Consider the following 24,970-nt stretch of genomic DNA (forward strand, 5'->3'; position numbering starts at 1 on the left):
GATCTCCCTGTCGTTGGAAGCACAAGTTCTGTAATTTGGATTGCTAATGAAGAAGAAGCACAACATCACCAAGTACATCGTCATCGCGATGGTGCTTGGCATTGCCGTGGGCTACGCCTGTCATAGCGCGTTTCCCGACCCGAAAATGGCCAAGGAAGTCGCCGGCTACGTGTCGCTGCTGTCCGACGTGTTCCTGCGGCTGATCAAGATGATCATCGCGCCGCTGGTGTTCGCGACGTTGACGGTCGGCATCGCGCAGATGGGCGACAGCGGGTCGGTCGGCCGCGTGGGCGTGAAGGCGTTCGGCTGGTTCTTCATCGCGTCGTTCACGTCGCTGGTGCTCGGCCTCGTGACCGCGACGATCCTGAAGCCGGGCAGCCACCTGAGCCTGCCGTTGCCTGCCGCCGACGCGGCGCTGAACCTGAAGACGGGCGCATTCACGCTGAAGGACTTCGTCGTCCACCTGGTGCCGAAATCGATCGCCGAGGCGATGGCGAACAACGAGATCCTGCAGATCGTCGTGTTCTCGATCTTCTTCGGTACCGCGCTGTCCGCGCTTGGTGACGCCGGGAAGCGCCTGACCGGCGTGATCGACGATCTCGCGCAGGTCATGCTGAAGGTGACGGGCGCGGTGATGTGGTTCGCGCCGGTCGCCGTGTTTGCCGCGCTGGCCTCGACGATCACGACGGAAGGGCTCGGCATCCTGCTCACGTTCGCGAAGTTCATGGCGAGCTTCTATCTGGCGCTTGCGCTGCTGTGGGGCGTGCTGACGCTCGCCGGCGTGGTGTTCCTCGGCAAGCGCGCGTTCGCGCTGATTCGCCTGATTCGCGAGCCGTTCCTGCTGTCGTTCGCGACGGCGAGTTCCGAAGCCGCGTATCCGAAGCTGCTCGACGCGCTCGACCGGTTCGGCGTGAATCGCAAGATCTCGAGCTTCGTGCTGCCGATCGGGTACTCGTTCAACCTCGACGGCTCGATGATGTACTGCACGTTCGCGGTGCTGTTCATCTCGCAGGTGTATGGGATCGACCTGCCGCTCGGTACGCAGATCACGATGCTGCTGATGCTGATGGTGACGTCGAAGGGGATGGCGGGCGTGCCGCGCGCGTCGCTCGTCGTGATCGCGGCGACGCTCAACCAGTTCCATCTGCCGGAAGCCGGGCTGCTGCTGATCATGGGCGTCGACATGTTCCTCGACATGGGTCGCTCGGCGACCAACGCCGTCGGCAATTCGATCGCGGCTGCGGTGGTCGCGAAGTGGGAGGGCCAGCTCGGCGAACCGCGCGCCGACGCGGATTCGGACGGCGGTGGCGAAATTGAGCAGGTGAAGGTACGGGAGACGGCGACGTCCGCGTGATTTCCCTGTTGTGAATGATATGCGCCGGCCCGGATTCGACATGGACTCGGGCCGGCGCGATACCCGCCAGCGGTCATTCCTTTACCCGTCTTTACCCGTATCCGGCGATTGTCCCGATTCGCCGAAAAACTTTCCGCCATTGCCGATACGCCGCATTCGAAACCGCGGCGATATTCCCGCCATCGAAAGCTGCACTGCCCCGATAGCACACGCGAACGCATAAGTGGTCGTTCACTCTCGCGCAACCGTCCGCCCGGCCGTCGCGAGCAGCGCGCAATTTTTTTCGATTTATATGACGCTATTCTCGGCGTTGCCGATTATCGAGCGCACGCGCGACGTAATACCGACTGCACCGGGTGATCTAGCGGAAGTATTTACGCATTGCCGATCTTCAAACCACCCGGCTACCCCCTCACGTGAATGACGCCACCATTCAGGAGCGCATCAGCCATGGTCGCCAGAAAATCGATTCAGGCCGTACTGCTCGCCGCCGCGATCGCCGCGATCGCGCCGGCCGCAAACGCGGGTAACACCACCGACTGGATCGCGAATACCTACGGCACGCTCGCCGCGCACGTCGGCAACGTCGCGCGCTCGATGTGGGTCGCGCCCGAAGGCGTGATCTACACGGCGTCGATGTGGGACGAGGACGAGGGCGGCGTCGCGATCTACCAGAACGGCAAGAGCGTCGGTTCGATCGGCACGCATTCCGAGTTCCAGGGCAGCGCGATCACGGGCAATGCGACGTCGCTGTTCGTCGCGCTGCAGCCCGGCAACGGATACGGCAGCGGCGCGGTCGGGCGCTACAACCGTGCCACGCGGTTCCGCGACAAGTTGATTCAGGTAACGGCGGCGACCAACCAGCCGCGCATCGACGTCGTCACCGGGCTCGCCACGGCCGGCTCGCTGCTCTATGCGAGCGATTTCTACGGCAATCGCGTGCGGGTGTTCACGACCGACGGCGTGTGGCAGCGTGACATCGGCGTGCCGGCACCGGGCGCGCTCGCGGTCGACGGTGCGGGGAACATCTGGGTCGCGCAGAAGAGCGCAGGCTCGGTCGTCGAATTCAGTCCGGCCGGCGCGCTGCTGAACACGATCCGGCTGGCCGCCGGATCGCAGCCGTCGGCGCTCTATTTCGATGCGGCGGTGGGGCAGCTGATGATCGGCGACGAAGGCCCCGACATGAACATCAAGCGCTATTCCGTCTCGGGCCGACCCGCGCTGGCCGGCACGTTCGGCGTGCCCGGCGGCTATCTCGACACGACGACGGGTACCAAGGGGCAGGTCGGCGCGAAGCGCTTCACCCGCATCGCCGGCATCGGCAAGGACACGGCCGGCAACCTGTATGTGCTCAACAACCCGTGGGGCGGCAGTTGGGATCTCGGCCGCAACGGCGCGACCGACATTCACGCGTACAGCAGCGCCGGCAGCCTGCGGTGGACGCTGCAGTCGCTCAACTTCGAGGGCATCGCCGCACCGGATCCGGTCACCGACGGTGCGCTGTTCTACAGCGGCACGCACGTCTACAGCGGCACCGCGGGCGGCACCTTCGTCGCGAACACCGTCGATCCGTTCACGTATCCGTCGGACCCGCGCATCAACATGAGCGACACCCAGCGCGACGAACACTTCGGGCTGCTGACGTCCGTTGGCGCGAACCGGATCCTCGTTGCAGCGGGGCAGAATCCGCCGGTCTACTCCTTCTTCCACTTCAACGCGGCCAACGGCTACGTCGCGATTCCGGACGGATCGATCCCCGGGCCCGTGTTCAACACGATCCGGCGCGTGTCGGCCGGCTTCAGCCTGGACAGCAAGGGCGGCGTCTGGGCTGGCCTCGACAAGACCGGCGCCATTTATCACTATCCGCTGAACGGTTTCGACGCGAGCGGCAAGCCGTCGTGGGGGCCGGGCGTACCGACGCCGGTGCCGGCCAGCATCCAGCCGCTGACGCGCATCGTCTATCTCGCCGACAGCGACACGATGGTGCTCGCGCAGGGTGTGGTCGGGAGTACCGACTGGACGTCGATCGGCACGCGCATCGAGGTGTATCACGGCTGGAGCGCCGGCAACACGACGAAGCCGAACCCGGTCATCACGCTGCCGCACGGCGGCGCGAAGTCGATCGACGCGGCCGGCAACCATCTGTTCGTCGGCTACTGGTTCAGCAGCAGCGGGCCGCTGTGGCCGAATATCGACGCATTCAACCTCGACACCGGCAATCTCGACACGACGCTCGTCAACGCGAGCCCCGCGACCGTGGATACCAGCAGCGCGATCGACGCGATGTACAGCGTGCGCGCGTATCGCCGCTCGAACGGGGAATACGTGGTGACGAAGAACAACGTGAAGGGGAACAGCATCACCGTTTATCGGTGGACGCCTTGATGGGCGAGGCGCGGCACGCCACGGTTCAGGCGCGCCAGATCAGGCTCGCGCTCGTCTCCGTTTCCGACGTGAGGGTGAAGCCGAGCCGCTCGTAGAGGCGCCGCGCCGGGTTGCCGTGCAGCACGCCGAGCGATACGGGCACGTGCTCGCGTGCGGCTTCGATCAGCAGCTCGCGCAGCACGGCTTCGCCGATGCCTTGTCGCTGTCGCGACGGGAGGATCTGGATCTGGTGAACGTGCCATTCGTCGGCGGCGCGCGTGACCTTCAGCAAACCGATTGCATCGGCGCCGTCGCAGACGATCAGCGCGTCCTCGAAGTTCGAGCGGATGCGCTGATCGTGCGCGTTGTCGTCGGTGGGTGCGCCGACGCGTTGCAGATGCTCGGTCATCGTGAGTCGGCGGAGCCTCAGCAGGAACGGCAGGTCGGTGGCGTTCGCCGGGCGCAGACAAATGGCAGGGGGCATGGTCGAGGAGCGTTCGCGGGTGGATTCCATGACTCGAAGCGAATGATCCACGAACGCGGTATGGCGGTCAAAGGCCGGGCAGCCGGAATTGTCATTAGGTTGGACCGAAAGCTTGCATCAACCGACGGCGGCCGGGGCGACGCGCTCGGGTGAACGGTATGACTGCCCGGTAGCCCGCCGACATTCGCGCTGGCGCGGCGACGCCGTGCTGCTCGTGGAACCGCAGCGCCTCGACCGATACGCCGAGCCGCGCGGCTGCCGCCGAAGCGCTCGGGCGCAGGGTGTGCGCGCTCGTTCGGCGCCTCTGTGCGGCATACGCGCGCCGCCGAGAGACGGCAGGAACGACTGCGCCCGGGCGGGGTTCGCACCGTTGCCGGGTTGGCATTCATCACCGGCTTTTGTAAAGAAGCCACGGCCGCGCAATCGAACGACGCGTGCTTGCGCAACGAGCACGCGTCGTTACACTCAAATGTGACCCAGCAGCACCAGTATCACGACGATGACGACGATCAGCCCGACCGAGCCCGATGGCCAGTAGCCCCAGCTTCGGCTGTGCGGCCACGCCGGAAATGCTCCGATGAGCAGCAGAATCAGAACGATGATAAGGATTGTGCCGAGCATCGCACCCCTCCTGAACGTGGTGACATGACGGTGGCTCCTGCCGCAATTCGCGTGCCGCGTCGGGGAGTCGGGCGAAAGCCGGCCAAGCGCGCTGGGTGAATCCATGGAATTCATGCGATGAATAGCGGACGATTCAGAAAATAAATTTCAAAAATGTGACTTCGGTCGCTATGCTGGGCCTTCGGTTTCCCCACAGGCGGGCACGCAATGGCTGAACTTTTTCTGGTGCGGCACGGGCAGGCGTCGTTCGGCACGGACGATTACGACCGGCTGTCCGCGGCCGGTGAGCAGCAGGGTGTCTGGCTCGGCGAATACTTCGCGCAGCAGGGCCTGACGTTCGACCGGGTGATCTGCGGCACGATGAACCGGCATGCGCAGACCGTCGATGCGATCCTGCGCGGGATGGGCGGCGAAGGCGCGCAGGTCGACCGCCATCCCGGCCTGAACGAATACGACTTCCACGGGCTGTTCGCGGCCGCGGCGAGCGACTATCCGGAGATCGCGCGGCTCGCGGCCGGCTCGATGAAGGAGCACTTTCGCGCGCTGCGTCAGGTGCTGCACCTGTGGTCCGACGACAAGCTGGGCGACGCCGCGCCCGAAACCTGGACACAGTTCCAGCAACGCGTCGCCGATGCCCGCGCCGCGATCCGCCAGGGCGGCAGCCAGCGCGTGCTCGCGGTGAGTTCCGGCGGCCCGATCGCGGTGACCGTGCAGCAGGTGCTCGCCGCACCGCCATCGAGCGCGATCGCGCTGAACCTGCAGATCCGCAACAGCAGTCTTTCGCAGTTTTTCTTCAACGCCGAAGCGTTCCACCTGGCGTCGTTCAACGGCATACCACATCTCGAGGATTCCGAACGACATGCGTGGCGCACCTACGGCTGACCTTACGAACGATCGCGACGATGACGAACCCTTCCCAGCCCCTCGACGTAGCCCGCCTCACGCGCTATCTGGAAGCGCACGTGCCGGGTTTCGAAGGCCCGCTCGACATGGAGAAGTTTGCCGGCGGCCAGTCGAACCCGACCTTCCTGCTGCACGCGAAGAGCGGTCGCTACGTGCTGCGCCGCCAGCCGCCCGGCGAGTTGTTGAAATCCGCGCATGCGGTCGATCGCGAATTCCGCGTGCTGAGCGCGCTGTCGGGCACCGCCGTGCCGGTCGCGCGCCCGTATCACCTCTGCGAAGACCGCGACGTGATCGGCAGCCTGTTCTACGTGATGAGCTTCGAGGACGGCCGGATCTTCTGGGATCCGGCACTGCCGGAGTTGCCGAAGGCCGATCGTGCGATCTGCTACGACGCGCTGCTGCGCACGATGGCCGCACTGCACGACGTGGACGTCGACGCTGTGGGCCTCGCCGACTTTGGGCGCCCCGGCAACTACTTCGAGCGCCAGATCGGCGTGTGGACGAAGCAGTATCGCGCGGCGGAAACGGAGCGCCTCGACGCGATGGAGACGCTGATCGACTGGCTGCCGAAGGCCTGCCCTGAGGACACCGGCCGGCCCGCGCTGGTGCACGGCGATTTCCGGATCGACAACCTGATGTTCGCGCGCGACGACTATCGCGTGCAGGCCGTGCTCGACTGGGAACTGTCGACGCTCGGCAATCCGCTCGCCGATCTCGCGTATTTCTGCATGTGCCTGCGGCTGCCGCCGGGCGACCAGGTGCGCGGGCTCGCGGGCCAGGATCGTGCCGAACTCGGCATTCCCGACGAAGCGGCGATCGTCGCGCGCTACTGCGAACTGCGCGGGATCGAGCCGATCCGCGACTGGCATTTCTATCTGGCGTTCAGTTTCTTCCGGCTCGCGGCGATCGCGCAGGGCGTGAAGGCGCGCGCGCTGCAGGGCAATGCGTCGAGCGAGCAGGCGCTGCGTGTGGGCGCGATGGCTGGCCGGCTGGCCGAAATGGCGGTCGACGTGATCGGCGCGCATCGCTGACATCGCGGACATCGCCACGCGGCCGCACTAAAAACATCAATGGAGGAGCACAGCAACATGGCAACGAATCTGTTCGATCTGACGGGCAAGGTCGCGCTGGTGACGGGCGCGAGCCGCGGCATCGGCGAGGAAATCGCGAAGCTGCTCGCGGAGCAGGGCGCGCACGTGATCGTGTCGAGCCGCAAGCTCGACGACTGCCAGGCGGTCGCGGACGCGATCGTCGCGGCGGGCGGCCGCGCCGAAGCGCTGGCCTGTCACGTCGGGCGGCTGGAGGACATCGCCGCGACGTTCGAATCGATCCGCGGCAAGCATGGCCGGCTCGACATCCTCGTGAACAACGCGGCCGCGAATCCGTATTTCGGGCACATCCTCGATACCGATCTCGCCGCGTATGAAAAGACCGTCGACGTGAACATCCGCGGCTACTTCTTCATGTCGGTCGAGGCCGGCAAGATGATGAAGGCGCAGGGCGGCGGCGCGATCGTCAACACCGCGTCGGTGAACGCGCTGCAGCCGGGCGACCGTCAGGGCATCTACTCGATCACGAAGGCCGCGGTCGTCAACATGACGAAGGCGTTCGCGAAGGAATGCGGGCCGTTCGGCATCCGCGTGAACGCGCTGCTGCCGGGCCTCACGAAGACGAAGTTCGCGGGCGCGCTGTTCGCCGACAAGGACATCTACGAAACCTGGATGGCGAAGATTCCGCTGCGCCGCCACGCGGAGCCTCGCGAGATGGCTGGCACCGTGCTGTATCTCGTGTCGGACGCGGCGAGCTACACGAACGGCGAGTGCATCGTCGTCGACGGCGGCCTGACGATCTGAGCGCGCGATGAAACTCGACAGCTACGCCGGGCAGGCCGTGATGATCACCGGCGCCGCGAGCGGCTTCGGCGCACTGCTCGCGAGCGAGCTGGCCGCGATGGGCGCGCGGCTCGCGCTCGGCGACCTGAACGATGCGGCGCTCGAACGCGTGGCCGCGCCGCTACTGGCGGCCGGCGCCGACGTGATCGTACGGCGCTGCGACGTGCGCATCGAAGGAGAGGTCGCTGCGTTGGTGAAGGCGGCGGTCGAGCGCTTCGGCCGGCTCGACGTCGGCATCAACAACGCGGGCGTCGCGCCGCCGCTGAAGGCGCTGATCGATACCGAGGAAGCGGATCTCGATCTGAGCTTCGCGGTGAACGCGAAGGGCGTGTTCTTCGGGATGAAGCATCAGATTCGCCAGATGCTCGCGCAGCGCGAAGGCGTGATCCTGAACGTCGCGTCGATGGCCGGGCTCGGCGGCGCACCGAAGCTGGCCGCGTACGCGGCGTCGAAACACGCGGTGGTCGGGCTCACGAAGACGGCCGCGCTCGAATACGCGCGGAATGGCATTCGTGTGAACGCGGTGTGCCCGTTCTACAGCACGACGCCGATGGTGACCGACAGCGACATCGGCGATCGCCAGGATTTTCTCGCACAGGGCTCGCCGATGAAACGGCTCGGCCGCCCCGAGGAAATCGTCGCGACGATGCTCACGCTGTGCGCGAAGGAAAACACCTATCTGACCGGGCAGGCCGTCGCCGTCGACGGCGGTGTCTCGGCCTTCTGAACGAAACGAACGGAACAACGGAATCTCGAGGAGTCGATCATGGACTTTGGCTACACCCCGAAAGTGGAAGAACTGCGCGAACGCGTGCGTGCGTTCATGGACGCGCACATCGTGCCGCGCATCCGTCAGTGGAACGAGGAAGTGCATGCGGGGCAGTATCCCGTGTCGTTCATGGAGGCGCTGAAGGAGCGCGCGAGGGCCGAAGGGCTGTGGAACCTGTTCCTGCCGCACCTGAAGGAGGACGAGCCGGGCACCGGGCTGACGAACCTTGAATACGCGCCGCTCGCCGAGATCATGGGGCGCGTGGGCTGGGCGTCGGAGGTGTTCAACTGCAACGCGCCGGACACCGGCAACATGGAACTGCTGCACATGTTCGCGACGCCGGAGCAGCGCGAACAGTGGCTGCAGCCGCTCTTGCGCGGCGAGATCCGTTCGGCGTTCGCGATGACGGAGCCCGACGTCGCGTCGTCGGACGCGACCAACATCACGACGCGCATCGAGCGTGTGGGCGACGAATACGTGATCAACGGCCGCAAGTGGTTCATCACGAACGCCGCACATCCGAACTGCCGGATCTTCATCGTGATGGGCAAGACCGATCCCGACGCGGAATCGCACCAGCAGCAGAGCATGATCCTGGTGCCGCGCGACACGCCGGGCGTGACGGTCGTGCGCAACATCACGGTGGTCAATCACTACGCGCCCGAAGGACACTGCGAGATCACGTTCGACAACGTGCGCGTGCCGGCGCACAACCTCCTCGGCGAGGAAGGCAGCGGTTTCGCGCTCGCACAGGCGCGCCTCGGGCCGGGCCGGATTCACCACTGCATGCGTTCGATCGGCGCGGCCGAGCTCGCGCTGGAACTGATGATCGACCGCGCGCAGTCGCGCGAGGCGTTCGGCAAGCCGCTGAACCGGCATGGCACGATCGGCGAATGGATCGCGCGCTCGCGCATCGAGATCGACCAGGCGCGCCTCCTGGTGCTGAAGGCCGCATGGATGATCGACAAGGTCGGCGCGAAGGCGGCGCGCAAGGAAATCTCGATGATCAAGGCGCTCGTGCCGACCGTATACACGGACGTGTGCGACCGCGCGATGCAGGTGTTCGGCGCGATGGGCCTGAGCCCCGATACGCCGCTCGCCGATCTGTGGACCTGGGGCCGCGCGCTGCGCTTCGCGGACGGCCCGGACGAAGTGCACCTGCAGGCGATCGCGCGCATGGAGGTCAAGGACGCCGTGCGCGGTTCGACCGAGCCGTACCTGACGCGGCCGCCGCGCGGTTGAGCCGCGCGCCGCGCGGGGATGCGACGTGGAGGAGCGGGAGACGCACGCCGTATTAAGATGCCGGCAAGGAGATCCGGCGATGCGTCTTTCGAAGATTGATCTGAACCTGTTCGTCGTATTCGAGGCGATCTACAACAAGCGCAACCTGACGCGCGCGGCCGAGGTGCTGAACCTCACGCAGCCGGCCGTCAGCAACGCGCTGGCGCGGCTGCGCAAGACGCTGAACGACCCGCTGTTCGTCAGCACGCCGGCCGGGATGATGCCGACGCCGATGGCCGAGAACATCGTCGGCCGCGTGCGCGAGGCGCTGCAACTGCTCGATTCGAGCGCGCACGAAGGCGACGTTTTCGATCCGGCTTCGTCCGAGCGCGTGTTCCGGCTCAGCATGAGCGACCTGACCGAGGCGCTGCTGCTGCCCGCGCTCGGTGAACTGCTGCAGACGCATGCGCCCGGCATGCACGTGCGCAGCTACACGATGGACCGCCGCGAAGTGGCGACCGCGCTCGCGAACGGCTCCGTCGACATCGCGATCGACGCGCCGCTGATCGGCGACCCGCACCTGCATCAGGCGCTGCTCGTGCGCGACCGCTACGCGTGCATGATCCGCGACGATCACCCGTTCAAGGGCGACACGCTGACCATGGACGACTACCTGTCGATGGGGCACATTCACGTGTCGAGCCGCCGCAAGGGCAGTGGGCACGTCGATGCGGAGCTGACGCGGCTCGGGCTGCGCCGCAACATCCAGATGCGCGTGCAGCACTACATGGTCGCGCCGCTGATCGCGATGCGCGGCGATCTCGCGCTGACGGCGCCGCTCAGGCTGCTGCAGCGTTACCCGGCGCGGATTCTCGAACTGCCGTTCGAGATGCCGGGGCTCGAATACTTCTGCTACTGGCACCGCAGCGCCGATCAGGATCAGGGCAGTCGGTGGCTGCGTGAGCAGTTGATGATGCTGATGGGCGGGATCGGCGAGCCGCAGTGAACGGCGCGGCGTGCGCATCGCGCGTTTGCCCGCGCATGCCGGCTCAATACGAATCCTCGTCGAAGCGCGACGATGTGCTCCGGCGCTTCATGTCTTTCAGCCAGCTCCTGACCTGATCCGGATCCTCGAACTCGCGCAGCGCGACGGCCAGATCCTGGTTGCTGCGCTGCATGCCGGCGATGTCGCGCGTGAGCATGCGCAGGACCGTATCGGGCGCGACCTTGCTCGACGACGCGATGCCGTAGGTCCGCCGGAAATCGTTCTCGACGTGCTGGATCTCCTGATCGAGTTCGCGCAGTTGTTCCTCCAGGATGCCGTTGTAGCGCGTGAGCCGCGCTTCGCTGAGGCCGTCGATCGCGCGGCGGTCGATCTGTTCGATCTCCAGCTGCAGCTCCAGCAGCTGCAGCAGGTTGCCCTTCTCGTAAGCGCGGTTGACCCGCTGCATCAGCTCGGTCTTGCGTTGTTGTTCCAGCGGATCGGTTTCGCGATCGGGATGCAGCGCGCTCGCGAGCTTGCGATAGATCTCGCGGATCGACTTGCTCGATTCGGCCTGCTCGGCTTCGATGCGGGCCTGCGCGGCCGATTGCTTCGGCGCTTTCTTGCGCTTCGCGCGCTGGGCCTCGCGGGCCGCGTGAGCGGCCATGTCGCGCTCGAACTGTGCGTCGAGTTCGGCTTGCATCCGTTCGGCGAGTTCGTCGGGCGACAGTGAGTCCAGATCTTCAGCAGGTTGCGATTGCGGTTGGGGCTCCCGCTCCGGTTTCGTTGGCTCGGGCTCGGCCGATGCGTTGCCGACGTGCGCGGATTCGGCATGCCGGTTGTAAATGATCTTCAGCGCCGCGTCGTCGCTCACGTTCAGCAAATCGCGCGCCATGTCGGCGATCAGGTCGGACAGCGTGCGCTGTTCGGCCTTGCTCAAGCCTTTCTGCAGGAACGTGTCGTCGAGCAGATGAATCAGCCTGATCCGCAGCGCCGTCGCTTCCTGTTCGAGCGGCAACAGCGCGTCGACGAATTTCTTCTGGAACGCCGGCATCACGGCTTCCCATGCGCCGAGCCGCTCGCGCCGCTTTTCGATGTGCTTGACGAGCGTGTTGAACGTTTTCTGGGCTTTCGACAGGCTGGCTGTCTCGTGACCGGGCGCGATGGCGACCGCGGCACCGCGACGTGCGGTCATGGTGAATGTCCTCCAGCCGCGGCGGGAGGCGCGGCAGGCCGGTATTTTAGCCGGACGGATGCGTTCCTTCCGGCGTGCGGCGTTACAGCACGGCCATCGATTCTGTCATGTTCTGCTTCATGTAGTCGAGGAAGCGCTTCTGGAACAGCATCGTGTGCTCGTGCGCGGCGCGCTCGGCGGCGTCGGCATCGCGTCGCGCGATCGCGTCGATCAGTTCGTCGTGGTCGCGCCCGAGCTTCGCAGCCGTATGAAGATATGGGCGAGCGCAATACCGCGCATCGTCAGTCGCCGAACAACTGCCCCTGCCCGGAAATCACGCGTTCGAAATCGTCGCGCAGGAACGGCAGGATCGCATCGGCGACCGGCTGCAACTGGCGGCTCACGTAGAACGCGTAGTCGATCGGCGAGCGCATCGTCTCGAGCGGCTCCGGGCCGGCCGTCGTCATCACGTAGCTGATCCAGCCGCCGCGCTGGTACTGCAGCGGCCGGCCGCGCGCCTGGTTGAATTCGTCGGCGATCCGCGCGGCGCGCACGTGCGGCGGCACGTTGCGCTGGTATTCGCTCAACGGCCGGCGCACGCGCTTGCGATAGATGAGTTGCGCGTCGTATTCGCCGGCGAGCGTGCGGCGCACGTAGTCGCGAATGAAGTCCCGATACGGTTCGCGCTTGAACACGCGCCGGTAGAGCTCGCGCTGGAATGCCTGCGCGAGCGGCGTCCAGTCGGTGCGCACCGTTTCGAGCCCCTTGAACACGAGGTCCTCGCCGCCGTTCGCCGCGAGCGCGAGGCCCGCATAGCGCTTCTTGCTGCCTTCTTCCGCACCGCGCACGGTCGGCATCAGGAAGCGCCGGTAATGCCGCTCGTACTGCAGTTCGAGCGCGCTCTCCAGCCTGAAGCGATCGCGCAGGTGCGCTTGCCACCAGCGGTTCACATGCTCGACGAGCGCGCGGCCCTTGGCGGCGGCTGCGTCGTCGTCGTGCTCGCGCCCGAGCCAGACGAAGGTCGAATCGGTATCGCCGTAGATGACTTCGTAGCCCTGCGCCTCGATCAACTCGCGCGTGCGATGCATGATCTCGTGGCCGCGCATCGTGATCGATGACGCGAGGCGGGGATCGAAGAACCGGCAGCCGGTCGAGCCGAGCACGCCGTAGAACGAATTCATGATGATCTTCAGCGCCTGCGACAGCGGCGCGTTGCGCTGGCGTTTCGCTTCGTCGCGGCCTTCCGACACGCGCCGCACGATGTCGGGCAGGCAATGCGCGGTGCGCGAGAAGCGCGCGCCGAGAAAGCCCGGCACCGACGTGTCGTCGCCCGGATGCGCGAGCCCCTCGATCAACCCGGCCGGATCGATCAGGAACGTGCGGATGATCGACGGATAAAGGCTCTTGTAGTCGAACACGAGCACCGAGTCGTACAGGCCGGGCCGCGAATCCATCACGAAGCCGCCGGGACTGTTCTGGCCCGTCACGTCACCGAGGTTCGGCGCGACGTAGCCGAGCCGGTGCATGCGCGGCAGGTACAGGTGCGTGAACGCGGCGACCGAGCCGCCGGTGCGATCGGCCGCGAGGCCCGTGACGGTCGCGCGTTCGAGCGCGAAGGACAGCAGGTCGGCCTTGTCGAAGATGCGCGTGACGAGTTCGCAATCCTTCAGGTTGTAGCGCGCGAGCGCGGGCTTGTCGTGATCGAAACGGCGCTGGATCTCGTCCATCCGCTGATACGGATTGTCGATCGACTTGCCTTCGCCGAGCAGCGACTGCGACACGTATTCGAGGCTGAACGACGGGAACGTCCACGTCGCCGATTTCAGCATGTCGATGCCGTCGAGGATCAGGCGGCCGGCCGCGCCCGCGAAGAAATGGTCGGGCTGCTGGCCGTGCGCGCGCCACTCGAGCACGCTGCCCCCGCGGCCGAGCTTCAGCGGCACGCCGTATTGCTCCGCGTGCGCATGCAGGATGCGCAGGTCGAACTGCACGAGGTTCCAGCCGATCACCGCGTCGGGATCGTATTCCTCGAACCACTCGTTGAGGCGTGTGAGGATCTCGGCCCGGCTGTCACAGTAGTCGAGACGGAAGTCGACGGCCGACGCGTCGCCGTTCGGCGGGCCGAGCATGTAGACCTGCCGCTGTCCGCAGCCTTCGAGCGCGATGGAATAAAGCTCGCCGTGGACGCTCGTCTCGATGTCGAGCGACACGCAGCGCAGTGTCGGCCGATAGCCGGTCGCGGGTTTCAGTTCGGCGTCGGTCAGCGTGCCGTCGTGGCCGGCCGTGCCGCGAAACAGCACGGGTGCGGTAATGAAGCGCTCCATCGCGTAGCGGTCGGGCGGCTGCACGTCGGCTTCGTAGACGTCGACACCGGCCGCGGCGAGGCGTTTCTGGAGTCCGGACAGGTGGCGGTAGCGGCGGCAGTAGAGGCCGGCCACCGCGCGCTGGCGGAAGTCGCGCAGCGCGAGCGGGCGCAGTTCGGCATCGCGTTCGCCGGCGAGCGTGCGTTCGGCGAGCGCCTGCTGCTCGACCGGCACGAATGCGACGGCTTCCTGCGGGCGCAGCCGCACGCGGCGCGGACCGTGTTCGGTTGCCAGCCAGAACTCGATCTCGATGCCGGATGCGGTGTCCCGCCAGTGGCGGGTGAGGATGAAACCTTGCTCGAACGCCGTCAAAACGCTTGCTCGTCGTGGATGCCTAGGCGGCGGATTTTAGCGCCTCTCGCGCGGTTCCCGCCGAAGGGGGAATCGATGGCACCAGGTGGCAGGAGGCCGCCGTGCGACCCGCCACGCAGCGCATTGGCCGCGTGCGGCAGCCGGCGTCGCGTGCAGACCGGACGACGCGTGTGCGTCACGTATTCGCCGACCGAGCGCGTGCCGCGCCGATACGGCATTCAAGTCGGCATCGGCGCGACATTCCGCTTCAGGTGTTCCGCTCGCCGTGGCCGCTGATACAGATAGCCCTGCGCGTACTGAATCCCGACCGCATGCAGCGCACGATGCTGCTCTTCCGTCTCCACGCCCTCGGCAATGATCTTCAGGCCGTAGTGGTGGGCGACCGCCGCGATTCCTTCGATCAGTTTCGCGTTGCCCGTCGTGAGCTGCGAGATGAACTGCCGGTCGATCTTCACGTAGTCGAACGGAAAGCGCGACAGCGTGTCGAGGTTGCTGTGATGCGTGCCGAAGTCGTCGATCGCGAACTTCGCGCCTTTCGCGCGCAGTGTGGCGAACATCTCGGTGGTGCGCGGATTCTTCTCGAGCAGGATGCGCTCGGTCACTTCGAGGACCAGCGTGCAGCCCTGTGGAAGCCTGTCGAGCGTGTCTTCGACGACGGATAGGAAGCGGGCGCGTTCAAGATCCTTCGGCGCGACGTTGATCGCGATGCGGAGCGGCACCGACGGCGCGAGTGCGGTCAGTTCCGCTACGGCCGTCCGAAGCACGAACTCGGTCACCTTCGGCAGGACCGCACTCGACTCGACCTGCGGCACGAACAAGGCCGGACTGATGGTCCCCCATTTCGGATGGCGCCAGCGCAGCAGCGCCTCGACGCCGACCGTCCTGCGCGTTTCGACGTCGATGATCGTCTGGTAGACGACATGAAATTCGTTGCGCTTCAGCGCATTGCGAACGGCCTTCAGCAACAGCCGGCGCGGCGCCATCGCGAGCAGGTACGTGGCCGCTACGAGGCCGTTGACCAGCAGCGCGATCGTCAGGCAGATGAGTCGGTAGCGCCGCTGCACCTGCGAAACGTAGGGTTGCGCCGAGGTGACGGAGACCGTGAATGGCCACGCGTTCGACGCGATCTTGCTGCCTGTGGCCGGCGCCGCGTTGAACGGCGGGACGAACGTGCCATGCTGATCGATGCTTCCCGCGCCCTCGATCGACAGCGTGGCCGTTTCCGCCCCGAAGCGGATCCCGTGCGCGAGCACGTTCGCCACATAGTCGCCTTCGACCAGATAAAGGACGCCGGAGTCGGGCGCGGTCGCGCGAAACGCCACCAGCACCGGAACGTGAGGCTGAAACGGCGTTTGCCGAAGCAGCGTGATGGCCGTCCTCCCCGGTGCTGGCGCGTGAATGTACGCGTCGAGCGGGACGTCGATCGCGCCCAGCGCCGACGAGCATGTGACGCGACCGCTGTTCGCCAGCCCGACGGCCCGAAGATAGAGCAGGTGAGTGCCCACTTCGGCGAGCGTTCTGAAGATCGTCGTGCAGGGCCGCCCGACCAGCGCGTTCAACTCGTCCGGGTGCCGCGTGCGAATGCCGTCGAGGATGCGGTCGACCGATATCACGATGTCGTTCGCGACGTCGCTTTCGTGCCGTGCAATCGCGTCGCGCGCCAGGCGCCCTGCAACGACGAACGCCAGCACGAACACGAGGATGCAGACGATCAGGGCAACCGGGAAGACGATGTGCGGCCACGCGCCGCTGCGCTGGAACGCGGGTTTCGGGCGCCGTGCGGGCGCGGACGGTCCTCGGGTCGTACTTGTTGTTGTGCGCATGTGAATGCAGGTCGAACCGGTCGATGAATTGGCGCGAGGCATTCGCCGTGCCTGGCCGGGGCACCGCGGCTCGCACCCATATCGGGACGCAAATCGATTCTACGCTCGCGAAGCGCACGAAGCGGCATCGCGGCGGGAGTGCAGGATTCGAGGCGAATTGTCGTAACACACATCGGCAACGTATGTATATCGGTATTGCACACCCCAAAAAAAACCCGGCCGCATCGATGTGCGGCCGGGACAAAAAACACCGTCTCTTGGCACGAGGATGGTGCGCGGCAAGTATAAGGCGTGTCACGCTCAATTACGAAATATTGCTACTCAAATATTGGAACAATATCGAGATTGATGCTTATTGAGAAATATTTGCGTCGCGCGTCACATCCGGCGGCCGCGCTTCAGAAGTCGTTGCGCATCTTGTGGAGCAGGTCGCGAGGCGATTGATGCGTGTCGATGGCGGTGAGGACGTCGGTCAGGAACCACGGCAGATTCAGTTGCGTATCGGAATCGCCGACGCAGATGCGGATCGGCGGCGCCTTTGACGCCGCGCGGGAGCCGGGCGCTGCGCTGGCGGACGTCGACGACGGCACGCAGTTTCTCGCTTGCTGCGCAACCGGTGCTGTGGCGTTGTCCGTAGCGGCGCCGGCGACCGCCGGCAAGCTGACGGCGGCAAGCAGGGTCAGGATGGCGAAAGGGGCGGCGCGGTTCATGCGATTCTCCGGCGATGTACGTTCGACACCGTCGGCGGGCCCGAGTTCGGCAGGTTGCCGATGCCGCACGCGCGACCACATGGGCATGTCCGACGCGCTCGAGCGCGGTGCGTGCGTGGTCTCGCACACCGGATCGATCATTCAAACGTCAAGAATCGTTCGGATTCCCGTCAGACGCTTGCGATGCTGAATGCGCTCATTTATCGTGCCGCCACGACGGCGCCGATACAGGGCGTCGAGCCAGTTCGCAAGGAGCATTCGTCATTACCGCATTCAATCGTCGCACGCATGTTCGTGCCTTTCTCGTCGCATCGGTCGCGTATCTCAACCTGTCACAGCCCGCGTCGGCGGCCTATACGGAATCGTGGATGAGCGATCACGACGTCAAGGAATACGCGCACCAGATGAAGCATTCGCCCGTGGCAGCGAGCGGTGCGACGGCCGTGAAGCCGGTGCGGCCAACCGGTTCTTCCCGGTCGAATGCACCGGCCGCCGCGCATGCCAACGCGAAACCCGTGTCGAAGGCGCAAGCGGCGCCCGCGAAGACCCGCAAGGTCGAGCACGCGGTCGGCATCGATCCGAAGGCGCCCGTCGTTGCGAAGCCGAAGACCGTGCGGGCGACGCACAAAAGCGTGGCCATCCAGCACTGACGCTGCACGCAGGCCGGCGCGTATCGACAACCGAAGCGTTCGAGCATCACGGAGAAACTCATGTCGCTGATGGACCGCCTGCTGTCACGCGGCGTGCAGAACGGCACGTCGAGAAGGCGCGTGATCGTGCGTGTCTGGCTCGACGAGCACGGGCGTGTCCGCGATCTCAAGGTCCGGCGCAGTTGCGGCGACGCCGCGCTCGATGAGAAGGCGCTTCACGCGATTGCGGTCATGCGCTTCCCAGGCGGTCATCTTGGCTCGGGCGGGAAATCGGCGAAGCGCTGGCACGATCTCGATTACCCGGTGGACTGACGACGCGTCGAGGATACCCATCACGGCGCTTCAATCCCGTGTAATCGTAGAAGCGGCTTCCGGCGGCGATCTTCTCGCCGTCGTACGCCGCGTGGAAATCCGTCTCGCGCTTGTTTTACTGCATCGTCACGATGACCCGCGCGCCGTTGCGATACACGTCCGGCGCGAGCCGGCCCGTATGCAGGTGCTCAGGTCAGTGCAGGCCTGCCGATGCGATCGAGCGCATCGTGTCGGTGATGCGTACGCAACGCGACAGGCCGAACGTCTCGGCTTCGCGGCGTTCCGGTTCGCTGCTCGCGACGGCCACCGCGCGCTCGGGTGGCACGCCCAGCGCCTGCAGTGCGACGTCGAACGGATGCTGGTTTGATACGGAGTCCTGCTGATTGGCGTCGGTCACGACGACCGAGAAGCGGTCGAGGTTCGCGCGGCCGAACTGGCCTTCGAACATGTCGCTGAGCCGGGCGGCAGGCAGCGTCGTGACGAGACCGAGTCGATATCCTTGCTCCGACGCGCTGTCGAGCCACTGGATGATCGCATCGCGCTGGTTGCGCGATTCGTGCGAATCCGGTGTCGCTTCGATCTGCGCGAATGCGGCGTCGAGACGGGTGACGATGGCTTCGATGACCACGGTGATTCCTCTCCTGAGACGTGACGATCCGTTCGCGGACGGGAATGTCCCACACCTTAGCGTCGATCCCGAAATTACAACCAATTAATATTTATAGTCGACTCATACGATTCGACTAATGAATGGGGTGGCGAGCCAACGCCGGCGCGGGATGCGCCCGATCCCATGTTGTGCGGATGATTGCATCGTATCGACGGGCTTCAATGTGATGCACCAAACGTGCGCACGCAACGAATGCACCCGATGTGTGCAGATGAAAAAACGGCGTATCGGGCGAGGTGTGCCCGACACGCCGTCTTGCGATGCCGTGTGGCAGTCGGCGGTCAGTGCAGCTTGATCGACGGCTGGTTGCGGCTTTGCAGCCAGTGGCTCAGCGACTGAAACAGCGCGCGCTTCAGTCCGTACACGCTGAACAGATGCTTGCGGTACAGGAACTTGTACAGCCCGATCGCGGCGAGCCCGTCGACGATCAGCGAGCGCGAACGCACGCCGAGGTCGGCCTGATACACGGCACCCGCCCGGCCGAGCGACACGACGGTGCCCGCGTCGCGGAACGTGAAGCTCGATATCGGCTTGCCGGCGAGGCGCCGCGCGAGCGCATCGCCAAGGTACACGGCCTGCTGGTGCGCGACCTGTGCGCGCGGCGGCAGGAAACCGCTCGCATCGGCCGACGGGCACGCGGCACAGTCGCCGAACGCATACACGTGCGGATCGTCGGGCGTCTGCAGCGTGTCGGTCACGATCACCTGGTTCGACCGGTTGAGCGCGATGTCGCCGAGTTCCCGCAGCATCGCGGGGCCCGCGACGCCGGCCGCCCAGATCGAGATGTCGCTCGCGAGCCGCTCGCCGGTCGCGGTCGTGACCGCGTCCGCGCCGACTTCCGCGACGCGCGTATCCGTCAGCACCTCGACGTTCATCGTGCGCAGTTGCGCCTGCATCCTGGCCGACAGCCTTTCGTCGAGCGCCGGCAGGATGCGCGGGCCGCCTTCGATCAGCCGGATGTGTACGTCGCGCGCCGACACCAGTGCCTTGAAGCGATACGTCGTCAGCTGCTGGATCGCATGACGCAGCGCCGCGGCCAGCTCGACACCCGTCGCGCCCGCGCCGATCACGTTGATGCAGATCGGTGCCGCGCGCCGCGCCGGCTGCTGCTCGGCCAGGTGGTTCGCCTTCGTGCAGGCGGCCAGGAACTTGCGGCGGAAATCCTCGGCCTGGTCGAGGTTTTCGAGCGGCAGCGCGTGACGCGCGGCGCCCGGCACGTTGAAGAAGTTCGTCACGCTGCCGACGGCCAGCACCAGATCGTCGTAGCCGAGCTCACGTTGCGGCAGGATCTCCGTGCCGTCCGCGTCCTGCACCGGCGCGATCGTCGCCGTGCGTGCCGCGCGGTCGACCCGCTGCAGCGCGCCCTGCACGAAGCGGAAGCCGTGGCGCTTCGCCTGCGCCGCGTATTCGATCGAGTGCGAGGCCGGATCGCGATGGCCGGATGCGGCTTCGTGCAGCAGCGGCTTCCAGAAGTGCGTCGGGTAGCGGTCGACGAGCACGACCTCGGCTTGCCCGCGGCGTCCGACCGTGTCGCCGAGACGCGTGGCGAGCTGCAGGCCGCCGGCGCCGCCGCCGACGATCACGATGCGCGGCACGCGCGGTGCGCGATCCGTTGCAAGGGTAGGCGTGATGTGGTCCATGTTGTGGCTCCCGCTGATGACGATTCGGATGACATTGCTCAAGAACCGACGATATAGTTTTGAACCTACGCGAACAATTTAATGTTTATAAGCAACTCATATGTATTCACTTATAGGAAAGGCCGCGACGTTCCGGCAGCTGAAGGCGCTGGACATGATTGCGCGGCTCGGCAGCGTGTCGCGCGCGGCCGAGGAGCTGAACCTGACGCAGCCGGCCGTGTCGCTGCAGGTTCGCCTGCTCGAGGAGGCGGTGGGCGCTGCGCTGCTGCAGCGGGTGGGGCGCGGCGTGCAACTGACCGCGGCCGGTGAAATCGTGGCGCGCTATGCGCGCGAGATCCTGCATTTGTGGAGCGAGGCCGGCGACGAAGTGGCCGCGCTGACGGGCGACCTCGGCGGCACGCTGCGGATCGGCGCGATTACGACGGCCGAGTATCTGATTCCGCCGCTGCTGGTGAAATTCACCGCGACGCGCCCGCACGTGAAGACCTATTTCAAGGTCGGCAATCGCGACGACATCATCCGCATGCTCGCGACGCATGAAATCGATCTCGCGGTGATGGGCAGCGCGCCGAGGGAGCTGCGCACGCACGCGGTCGAGTTCGCGAAGCATCCGATGGTGTTCGTCGCGGCGCCCGGCCATCCGCTGATGCAGCGCAAGCGCGTCGCGCTGAAGGATCTCGAATCCGCGCACCTGCTCGTGCGCGAGCGCGGCGCGGGCACGCGCTCGACCGTCGAGAGCCTGTTCAAGACGGCCGGCCATCGTTTCCATGTGGGCTCCGAACTGTCGAGCAACGAGGCGATCAAGCAGATGGCCGAAGCAGGGCTCGGCGTCGCGTTCCTGTCGTTGCACGCGTGTGCACTCGAGTTGCGCACGGGGCTGCTCGGGCAACTGCCGTTTCCGGGCAACCCGATCGAGCGCGAATGGTATGTGGTCACGCTCGCCGACCGGCGGATCTCGCAGGTGACGGGGCTGTTTCGCGACTTCCTGATCAAGCAGGGCGCGCCGGTGATCGACGGCGCGACGGCGGCGCCGCACGAGCGGCGGCGCAAGTAGGCGCACGCCCGGGCGCGGGCGGCGTGTGCGGGCCGTGCGTTCGGTCTGTCAAACGATCCCGAAGTCGTCGTTGCTGTCGGGAATCGACGCGAGCAGCCGTTCGAGGCGGTACCAGCCGATCATGCGCAGGCACCGCGCGGCGAAGGCGGTCCGGTTGTTGCGGGGAGCGGGGCCGGCAGGACGGCGAGCCGTACGGGACGGCGAAGCGAGGATGAACGCCGCACGTTGTGGGCACGAATGGGGCATGACGGTCTCCGTAGGTGTCGGATGAGGCCATCGTAATCGCCGAGGCGCCCGTCCGCGCGCAGGCAAGGATGCGGCGGAGCAGGAAAGGATGATCTTTTTCTGCGCGGCGCGGGAAGGGCGGTGCGCGCCCGGCAAGCGGCCCGGAAAAGCGTCACAATGCGCGTTCGACACCCGATCTGGTGGAGGGGAACCATGAGCGATCCGATTCTCGCCGCGCCGACTGACAACGGCGTGCCGGTCAGCCTGCGCTCCAGCCGCGGGCTCGGCTGGCGCGGCTTCGGCGCGTCGCTGCTGGAGATTCGCGCCGGTACATACCGGATTCCGGCCGCGGATCATCACCGCATCGGCGTGCATATCGGCTCGCCCGTGCGCGCGGATTGCGTGTGCGACGGCGAACGCGTGTCGCGCATCCAGGCCCACGGCGACATCGACGTGATTCCCGCCGGCCTGCCGGGCCAGTGGACCGACAGTGCCGACTGCCGGATCCTGCACGTCGCACTCAGCGACACGTTCGTGCGGCGCACGTTCGAGCAACTCGAGCTCAAGCCGTCGCAGGCGCAGATCCGCCGGCGGCTGCAGGTGCGCGATCCCCGCCTGCAGCACATCGCGTGGGCGATGGCCGCCGAACTCGAAGCGGAAGACGCGTCGGATCCCCTCTTTGCGGAGAGCCTGTGCACGGCGCTCGTCGCGCGGCTGGTCGACAGCCAGCCGGTGTTTCGCGAGCGCCGGCGTACGCTTGCGCCGAAAGCGGCGGCGCGCGTGATCGACTATGTCGAGGCCAACCTCGAACGCCGCATGTCGCTGGCCGAGCTCGCGGCGCTCGTGTCGATCAGCGTGCCGCATTTCAAGGTGCTGTTTCGCGAGACGCTCGGGATGCCGGTGCATCAGTACGTGGTGCGGCGCCGGGTCGAGCGTGCGAAGGCGTTGCTGCTCGAAGGCCGGCTCAGCATCAGCCAGATCGCGCTCGAAGCCGGGTTCGCGCATCAGAGCCACATGGCGAGCTGGATGAATCGCGTGCTGGGCGTGACGCCGACGGAGGTCGCGCGGTCCGGGGCGCGTGGCGGGCTGCGGCTCGCTGATGACGGCGAGGACCGTTGATCGGCCGCTGTGCCGGATTGGACCGCGCGGGCGCCGACGATCGGCGAGACCATGATCTGCCGGAGCAGGCGACGCAGCGGACAACCTCGGCAACCGTGTCATCCGTCATCCGTTCCTGCTCCGATCATCCGTCCGTGCGCGTCACGTTGGCTCTGAGCGCCGACAATCACTGCACCATCATCCCCCGGGAGCGGATCGTGTTCGTGATCTTCGGAGCATCAGGCAACGTCGGGCTGTCGACAGTGACGACCTTGCGCCAGGCAGGCCATCCCGTGCGCGCGGTGCTGCGCGACGCACGCCGGCGCGAACGCTTCGCGCAACTCGGCTGCGACGTTGCGATCGCCGATCTGATGGACGCCGGCGCGGTCGCCGCGGCGATCGATGGCGCGCAAGCCGTGCAGATGCTGTGCCCGGTGCCGATCGCCGACGGCGACCCGGCGGCAACGATGGCGCGGACGATCGACCTCGTGACCGGCGCGCTCGTCGCGAATCCGCCACCCGCGCTGCTCGCGCTGTCGGACTATGGCGCCGAGCGCGACGGCAACACGGGCATCACGCGGCTCTTTCATCGTCTGGAGGAAAGGCTGAGGACGGTCCCGACGCGGCTCACGCTGCTGCGCTCGGCCGAACACCTGCAGAACTGGACCCGCGTGCTGCCCGTCGCACTCGCCACCGGCGTGCTGCCAAGCTTTCACCATCCGGTCGACAAGGTGTTTCCGACGGTCTGGGCGCCCGATGTCGGTGTCGCGGCGGCGCGGCTGCTGCTCGATTCCGCCGAAACCGGCAACGGGCCGCGTATCGTCAGCATAGAAGGGCCGCGGCGGGTGAGCGTGCGGGACATCGCGGATACGCTCGGCGCGGTCGCGGACCACGAGATCGTCGCGCGCGAACTGCCGCGCGACGCATGGACCGCGACGCTGTTGCGCGCGGGGCTCAGCGAGCGTCATGCGCAACTGATCGTCGATCTCTATGACGCGCACAACGCGGGGCAGATCGATGTCGAGGCCGGCGTGTCGGAGCGGGTGTATGGCGCGACGACACCGGCGGAGGCATTCGCAACGCTGGTGCGTGAGCATGCGCGGTGAGCGACGCGGCGGCTGAACGGGCGCGTGCCGCGCGTTACGCCTGCCGCCGCGCCCAGCTCGTCACCGCATACGCGACCGACCCGATCACGATCCCCCAGAACGCGGACCCGAGCCCGAGCCACGTCATCCCCGATGCGGTCGCGAGGAACGTGATCACCGATGCCTCGCGATGTGCCTCGTCCTCGAAGATTCCGTGCACGTTCGCGCCGATCGCACCGATCAGCGCGAGCCCCGCGAGGATCGCGACGAACGCCTTAGGCAGTGCGAAGAACAGCGTGACGATCGTCCCCGCGAAGAGCCCGCCGATCAGGTAGATCACGCCGTTCGCGATGCCCGCGATATAACGCCGATCCGGATCCTCGTGCGCATCCTTGCCGGTGCACAGCGCCGCGGTGATCGCCGCGACGACGATCGTGATCCCGCCGAAGCACGCGACGACGAGCGACATCACGCTGGTCGCGGTGATGATCGGCCGCGCGGGCGTGTGATAGCCCGACACGCGCAGGATCGTCATCCCCGGCAGGAACTGGCCGGTGAGACTGACGACGACGAGCGGCAGCGCGAGGCTGAGCGTGGTGCCGAGCGTCCATTCGGGCGCGATGAAGATCGGCCGCGCGAGGCTCGGCGACACGTTGCCGAGATGCGCCATCCCGAGCAGCGTCGCGAGCGCGGCGCCCGTCAGCAGCACGAGCACGATGCTGTAGCGCGGCAGCAGGCGCTTGAAGATCACGTAGGCCGCGATCATCCCGAACCCGAGCACCGGCTGCGCGGTCGCGGCGGAGAACGCATGCATGCCGAACGGCAGCAGGATCCCCGCCATCATCCCGCATGCGATGCCGCGCGGAATGTGGCGCACGAGCCGGTCGAAATAGCCGGTGATGCCGATCACGAGGATGATCAGCGCGGCCGTGATGTACGCGCCGACGGCCTGGTTCAGCGTCAGCTGCGGAAAGAGGCCGACGAGCAGCGCGGTGCCGGGCGCCGACCATGCGGTCACGATCGGCACCTTCAGCTTCCAGCTCGCGAAGAGGCCCGACACGCCCGCGCCGATCGAGATCGCCCAGACCCACGACGCCACCATCTCGTTGGAGACATGCGCGGCCTGCGACGCCTGAAAGAAGATCGCGAGCGGGCCCGCGTAGGAAATCAGCACCGCGAGAAAGCCCGCGGTCACCGCGGAGACGGACCAGTCGTTGCCGATCGAGCGGATCGCGCCGGGCGAGGTGTTCGGTTGCATTGTCGT

At 66.4% G+C, this 24,970-nt stretch carries 23 protein-coding genes; 13 read left to right on the forward strand and 10 right to left on the reverse strand.

Features of this window, described 5'->3' with window-relative positions; all coding sequences use genetic code 11:
* Positions 1-46 precede the first annotated feature (46 nt).
* Positions 47-1,354 (forward strand): dicarboxylate/amino acid:cation symporter, encoded by a 1,308-nt coding sequence (locus tag WS75_RS26950; protein ID WP_059685042.1) that lies wholly within the window; start codon positions 47-49, stop codon positions 1,352-1,354.
* Between the two features lie 450 nt (positions 1,355-1,804).
* Positions 1,805-3,739 (forward strand): SMP-30/gluconolactonase/LRE family protein, encoded by a 1,935-nt coding sequence (locus WS75_RS26955; RefSeq protein ID WP_059685044.1) that lies wholly within the window; start codon positions 1,805-1,807, stop codon positions 3,737-3,739.
* A gap of 25 nt (positions 3,740-3,764) precedes the next feature.
* Here WS75_RS26955 and WS75_RS26960 read toward each other — a convergent pair whose 3' ends face one another.
* Together WS75_RS26960 and WS75_RS32965 are read right to left on the reverse strand one after the other, a co-directional pair.
* Positions 3,765-4,202: a GNAT family N-acetyltransferase gene (locus tag WS75_RS26960; RefSeq protein ID WP_059685045.1), complete on the reverse strand. Its 438-nt coding sequence runs from the start codon at positions 4,200-4,202 to the stop codon at positions 3,765-3,767.
* 465 nt (positions 4,203-4,667) lie between these two features.
* Positions 4,668-4,823: a DUF3309 family protein gene (locus WS75_RS32965; protein WP_082729761.1), complete on the reverse strand. Its 156-nt coding sequence runs from the start codon at positions 4,821-4,823 to the stop codon at positions 4,668-4,670.
* A gap of 207 nt (positions 4,824-5,030) precedes the next feature.
* Here WS75_RS32965 and WS75_RS26965 point away from each other — a divergent pair, with 207 nt between their 5' ends.
* The 6 genes from WS75_RS26965 to WS75_RS26990 all read left to right on the forward strand — a co-directional run bounded on the left by WS75_RS26965 (position 5,031) and on the right by WS75_RS26990 (position 10,614).
* The gene (locus tag WS75_RS26965) at positions 5,031-5,705 is read left to right on the forward strand and encodes a histidine phosphatase family protein (protein WP_059685047.1); all 675 of its coding nucleotides are present in this window, start codon (positions 5,031-5,033) and stop codon (positions 5,703-5,705) included.
* Positions 5,706-5,725: 20 nt separating this feature from the next.
* Positions 5,726-6,757, forward strand: a complete 1,032-nt coding sequence (locus tag WS75_RS26970) for a phosphotransferase (RefSeq protein ID WP_059685050.1) — start codon at positions 5,726-5,728, stop codon at positions 6,755-6,757.
* 57 nt (positions 6,758-6,814) lie between these two features.
* Positions 6,815-7,579: an SDR family oxidoreductase gene (locus tag WS75_RS26975; protein WP_059685242.1), complete on the forward strand. Its 765-nt coding sequence runs from the start codon at positions 6,815-6,817 to the stop codon at positions 7,577-7,579.
* A gap of 7 nt (positions 7,580-7,586) precedes the next feature.
* Entirely contained in the window at positions 7,587-8,345 is a 759-nt protein-coding gene (locus tag WS75_RS26980; RefSeq protein WP_059685053.1) for an SDR family NAD(P)-dependent oxidoreductase, read from the forward strand.
* 39 nt (positions 8,346-8,384) lie between these two features.
* Entirely contained in the window at positions 8,385-9,629 is a 1,245-nt protein-coding gene (locus WS75_RS26985; protein WP_059685056.1) for an acyl-CoA dehydrogenase family protein, read from the forward strand.
* Positions 9,630-9,708: 79 nt separating this feature from the next.
* Entirely contained in the window at positions 9,709-10,614 is a 906-nt protein-coding gene (locus WS75_RS26990) for a LysR family transcriptional regulator (protein ID WP_059685058.1), read from the forward strand.
* Positions 10,615-10,657: 43 nt separating this feature from the next.
* On the opposite strand, the gene WS75_RS26995 is transcribed toward WS75_RS26990, so the two are convergent.
* The 4 genes from WS75_RS26995 to WS75_RS27010 form a co-directional block, all read right to left on the reverse strand.
* Positions 10,658-11,785: a J domain-containing protein gene (locus tag WS75_RS26995; protein ID WP_059685061.1), complete on the reverse strand. Its 1,128-nt coding sequence runs from the start codon at positions 11,783-11,785 to the stop codon at positions 10,658-10,660.
* Between the two features lie 281 nt (positions 11,786-12,066).
* The gene (locus WS75_RS27000; RefSeq protein WP_059685063.1) at positions 12,067-14,439 is read right to left on the reverse strand and encodes a DNA polymerase II; all 2,373 of its coding nucleotides are present in this window, start codon (positions 14,437-14,439) and stop codon (positions 12,067-12,069) included.
* A 218-nt stretch (positions 14,440-14,657) separates the two neighbouring features.
* On the reverse strand, positions 14,658-16,304 hold the full coding sequence (locus tag WS75_RS27005) for an EAL domain-containing protein (RefSeq protein ID WP_059685065.1): 1,647 nt from the start codon (positions 16,302-16,304) through the stop codon (positions 14,658-14,660).
* 356 nt (positions 16,305-16,660) lie between these two features.
* Complete coding sequence (locus WS75_RS27010; RefSeq protein ID WP_059685243.1) at positions 16,661-16,972, reverse strand: hypothetical protein; 312 nt, start codon at positions 16,970-16,972, stop codon at positions 16,661-16,663.
* A gap of 368 nt (positions 16,973-17,340) precedes the next feature.
* On the opposite strand from WS75_RS27010, the gene WS75_RS27015 reads away from it, so the two are divergent.
* Together WS75_RS27015 and WS75_RS27020 are read left to right on the forward strand one after the other, a co-directional pair.
* Entirely contained in the window at positions 17,341-17,622 is a 282-nt protein-coding gene (locus WS75_RS27015; RefSeq protein ID WP_059685067.1) for a hypothetical protein, read from the forward strand.
* 69 nt (positions 17,623-17,691) lie between these two features.
* Positions 17,692-17,934, forward strand: a complete 243-nt coding sequence (locus WS75_RS27020; protein ID WP_179948957.1) for an energy transducer TonB family protein — start codon at positions 17,692-17,694, stop codon at positions 17,932-17,934.
* A 193-nt stretch (positions 17,935-18,127) separates the two neighbouring features.
* Here WS75_RS27020 and WS75_RS27025 read toward each other — a convergent pair whose 3' ends face one another.
* Together WS75_RS27025 and WS75_RS27030 are read right to left on the reverse strand one after the other, a co-directional pair.
* Positions 18,128-18,562: a hypothetical protein gene (locus WS75_RS27025; RefSeq protein ID WP_059685069.1), complete on the reverse strand. Its 435-nt coding sequence runs from the start codon at positions 18,560-18,562 to the stop codon at positions 18,128-18,130.
* A gap of 323 nt (positions 18,563-18,885) precedes the next feature.
* On the reverse strand, positions 18,886-20,244 hold the full coding sequence (locus WS75_RS27030) for an NAD(P)/FAD-dependent oxidoreductase (protein ID WP_059685072.1): 1,359 nt from the start codon (positions 20,242-20,244) through the stop codon (positions 18,886-18,888).
* Between the two features lie 100 nt (positions 20,245-20,344).
* On the opposite strand from WS75_RS27030, the gene WS75_RS27035 reads away from it, so the two are divergent.
* The gene (locus WS75_RS27035; protein ID WP_059685074.1) at positions 20,345-21,298 is read left to right on the forward strand and encodes a LysR family transcriptional regulator; all 954 of its coding nucleotides are present in this window, start codon (positions 20,345-20,347) and stop codon (positions 21,296-21,298) included.
* Between the two features lie 48 nt (positions 21,299-21,346).
* Here the strand turns inward: WS75_RS27035 and WS75_RS27040 are convergent, their stop codons facing one another.
* The gene (locus WS75_RS27040) at positions 21,347-21,544 is read right to left on the reverse strand and encodes a hypothetical protein (RefSeq protein WP_059685076.1); all 198 of its coding nucleotides are present in this window, start codon (positions 21,542-21,544) and stop codon (positions 21,347-21,349) included.
* Positions 21,545-21,736: 192 nt separating this feature from the next.
* On the opposite strand from WS75_RS27040, the gene WS75_RS27045 reads away from it, so the two are divergent.
* Together WS75_RS27045 and WS75_RS27050 are read left to right on the forward strand one after the other, a co-directional pair.
* Positions 21,737-22,642 (forward strand): AraC family transcriptional regulator, encoded by a 906-nt coding sequence (locus WS75_RS27045; RefSeq protein ID WP_059685078.1) that lies wholly within the window; start codon positions 21,737-21,739, stop codon positions 22,640-22,642.
* 197 nt (positions 22,643-22,839) lie between these two features.
* Positions 22,840-23,727 carry an NmrA family NAD(P)-binding protein gene (locus WS75_RS27050; protein WP_059685080.1) on the forward strand — a complete coding sequence of 296 codons (888 nt, stop codon included), beginning with the start codon at positions 22,840-22,842 and terminating at the stop codon, positions 23,725-23,727.
* A 34-nt stretch (positions 23,728-23,761) separates the two neighbouring features.
* Here the strand turns inward: WS75_RS27050 and WS75_RS27055 are convergent, their stop codons facing one another.
* Complete coding sequence (locus WS75_RS27055) at positions 23,762-24,964, reverse strand: benzoate/H(+) symporter BenE family transporter (RefSeq protein ID WP_059685082.1); 1,203 nt, start codon at positions 24,962-24,964, stop codon at positions 23,762-23,764.
* Positions 24,965-24,970: the final 6 nt, after the last annotated feature.

The sequence above is a fragment of the Burkholderia sp. FL-7-2-10-S1-D7 genome, from assembly GCF_001524185.1.
GTDB lineage: Bacteria > Pseudomonadota > Gammaproteobacteria > Burkholderiales > Burkholderiaceae > Burkholderia > Burkholderia diffusa.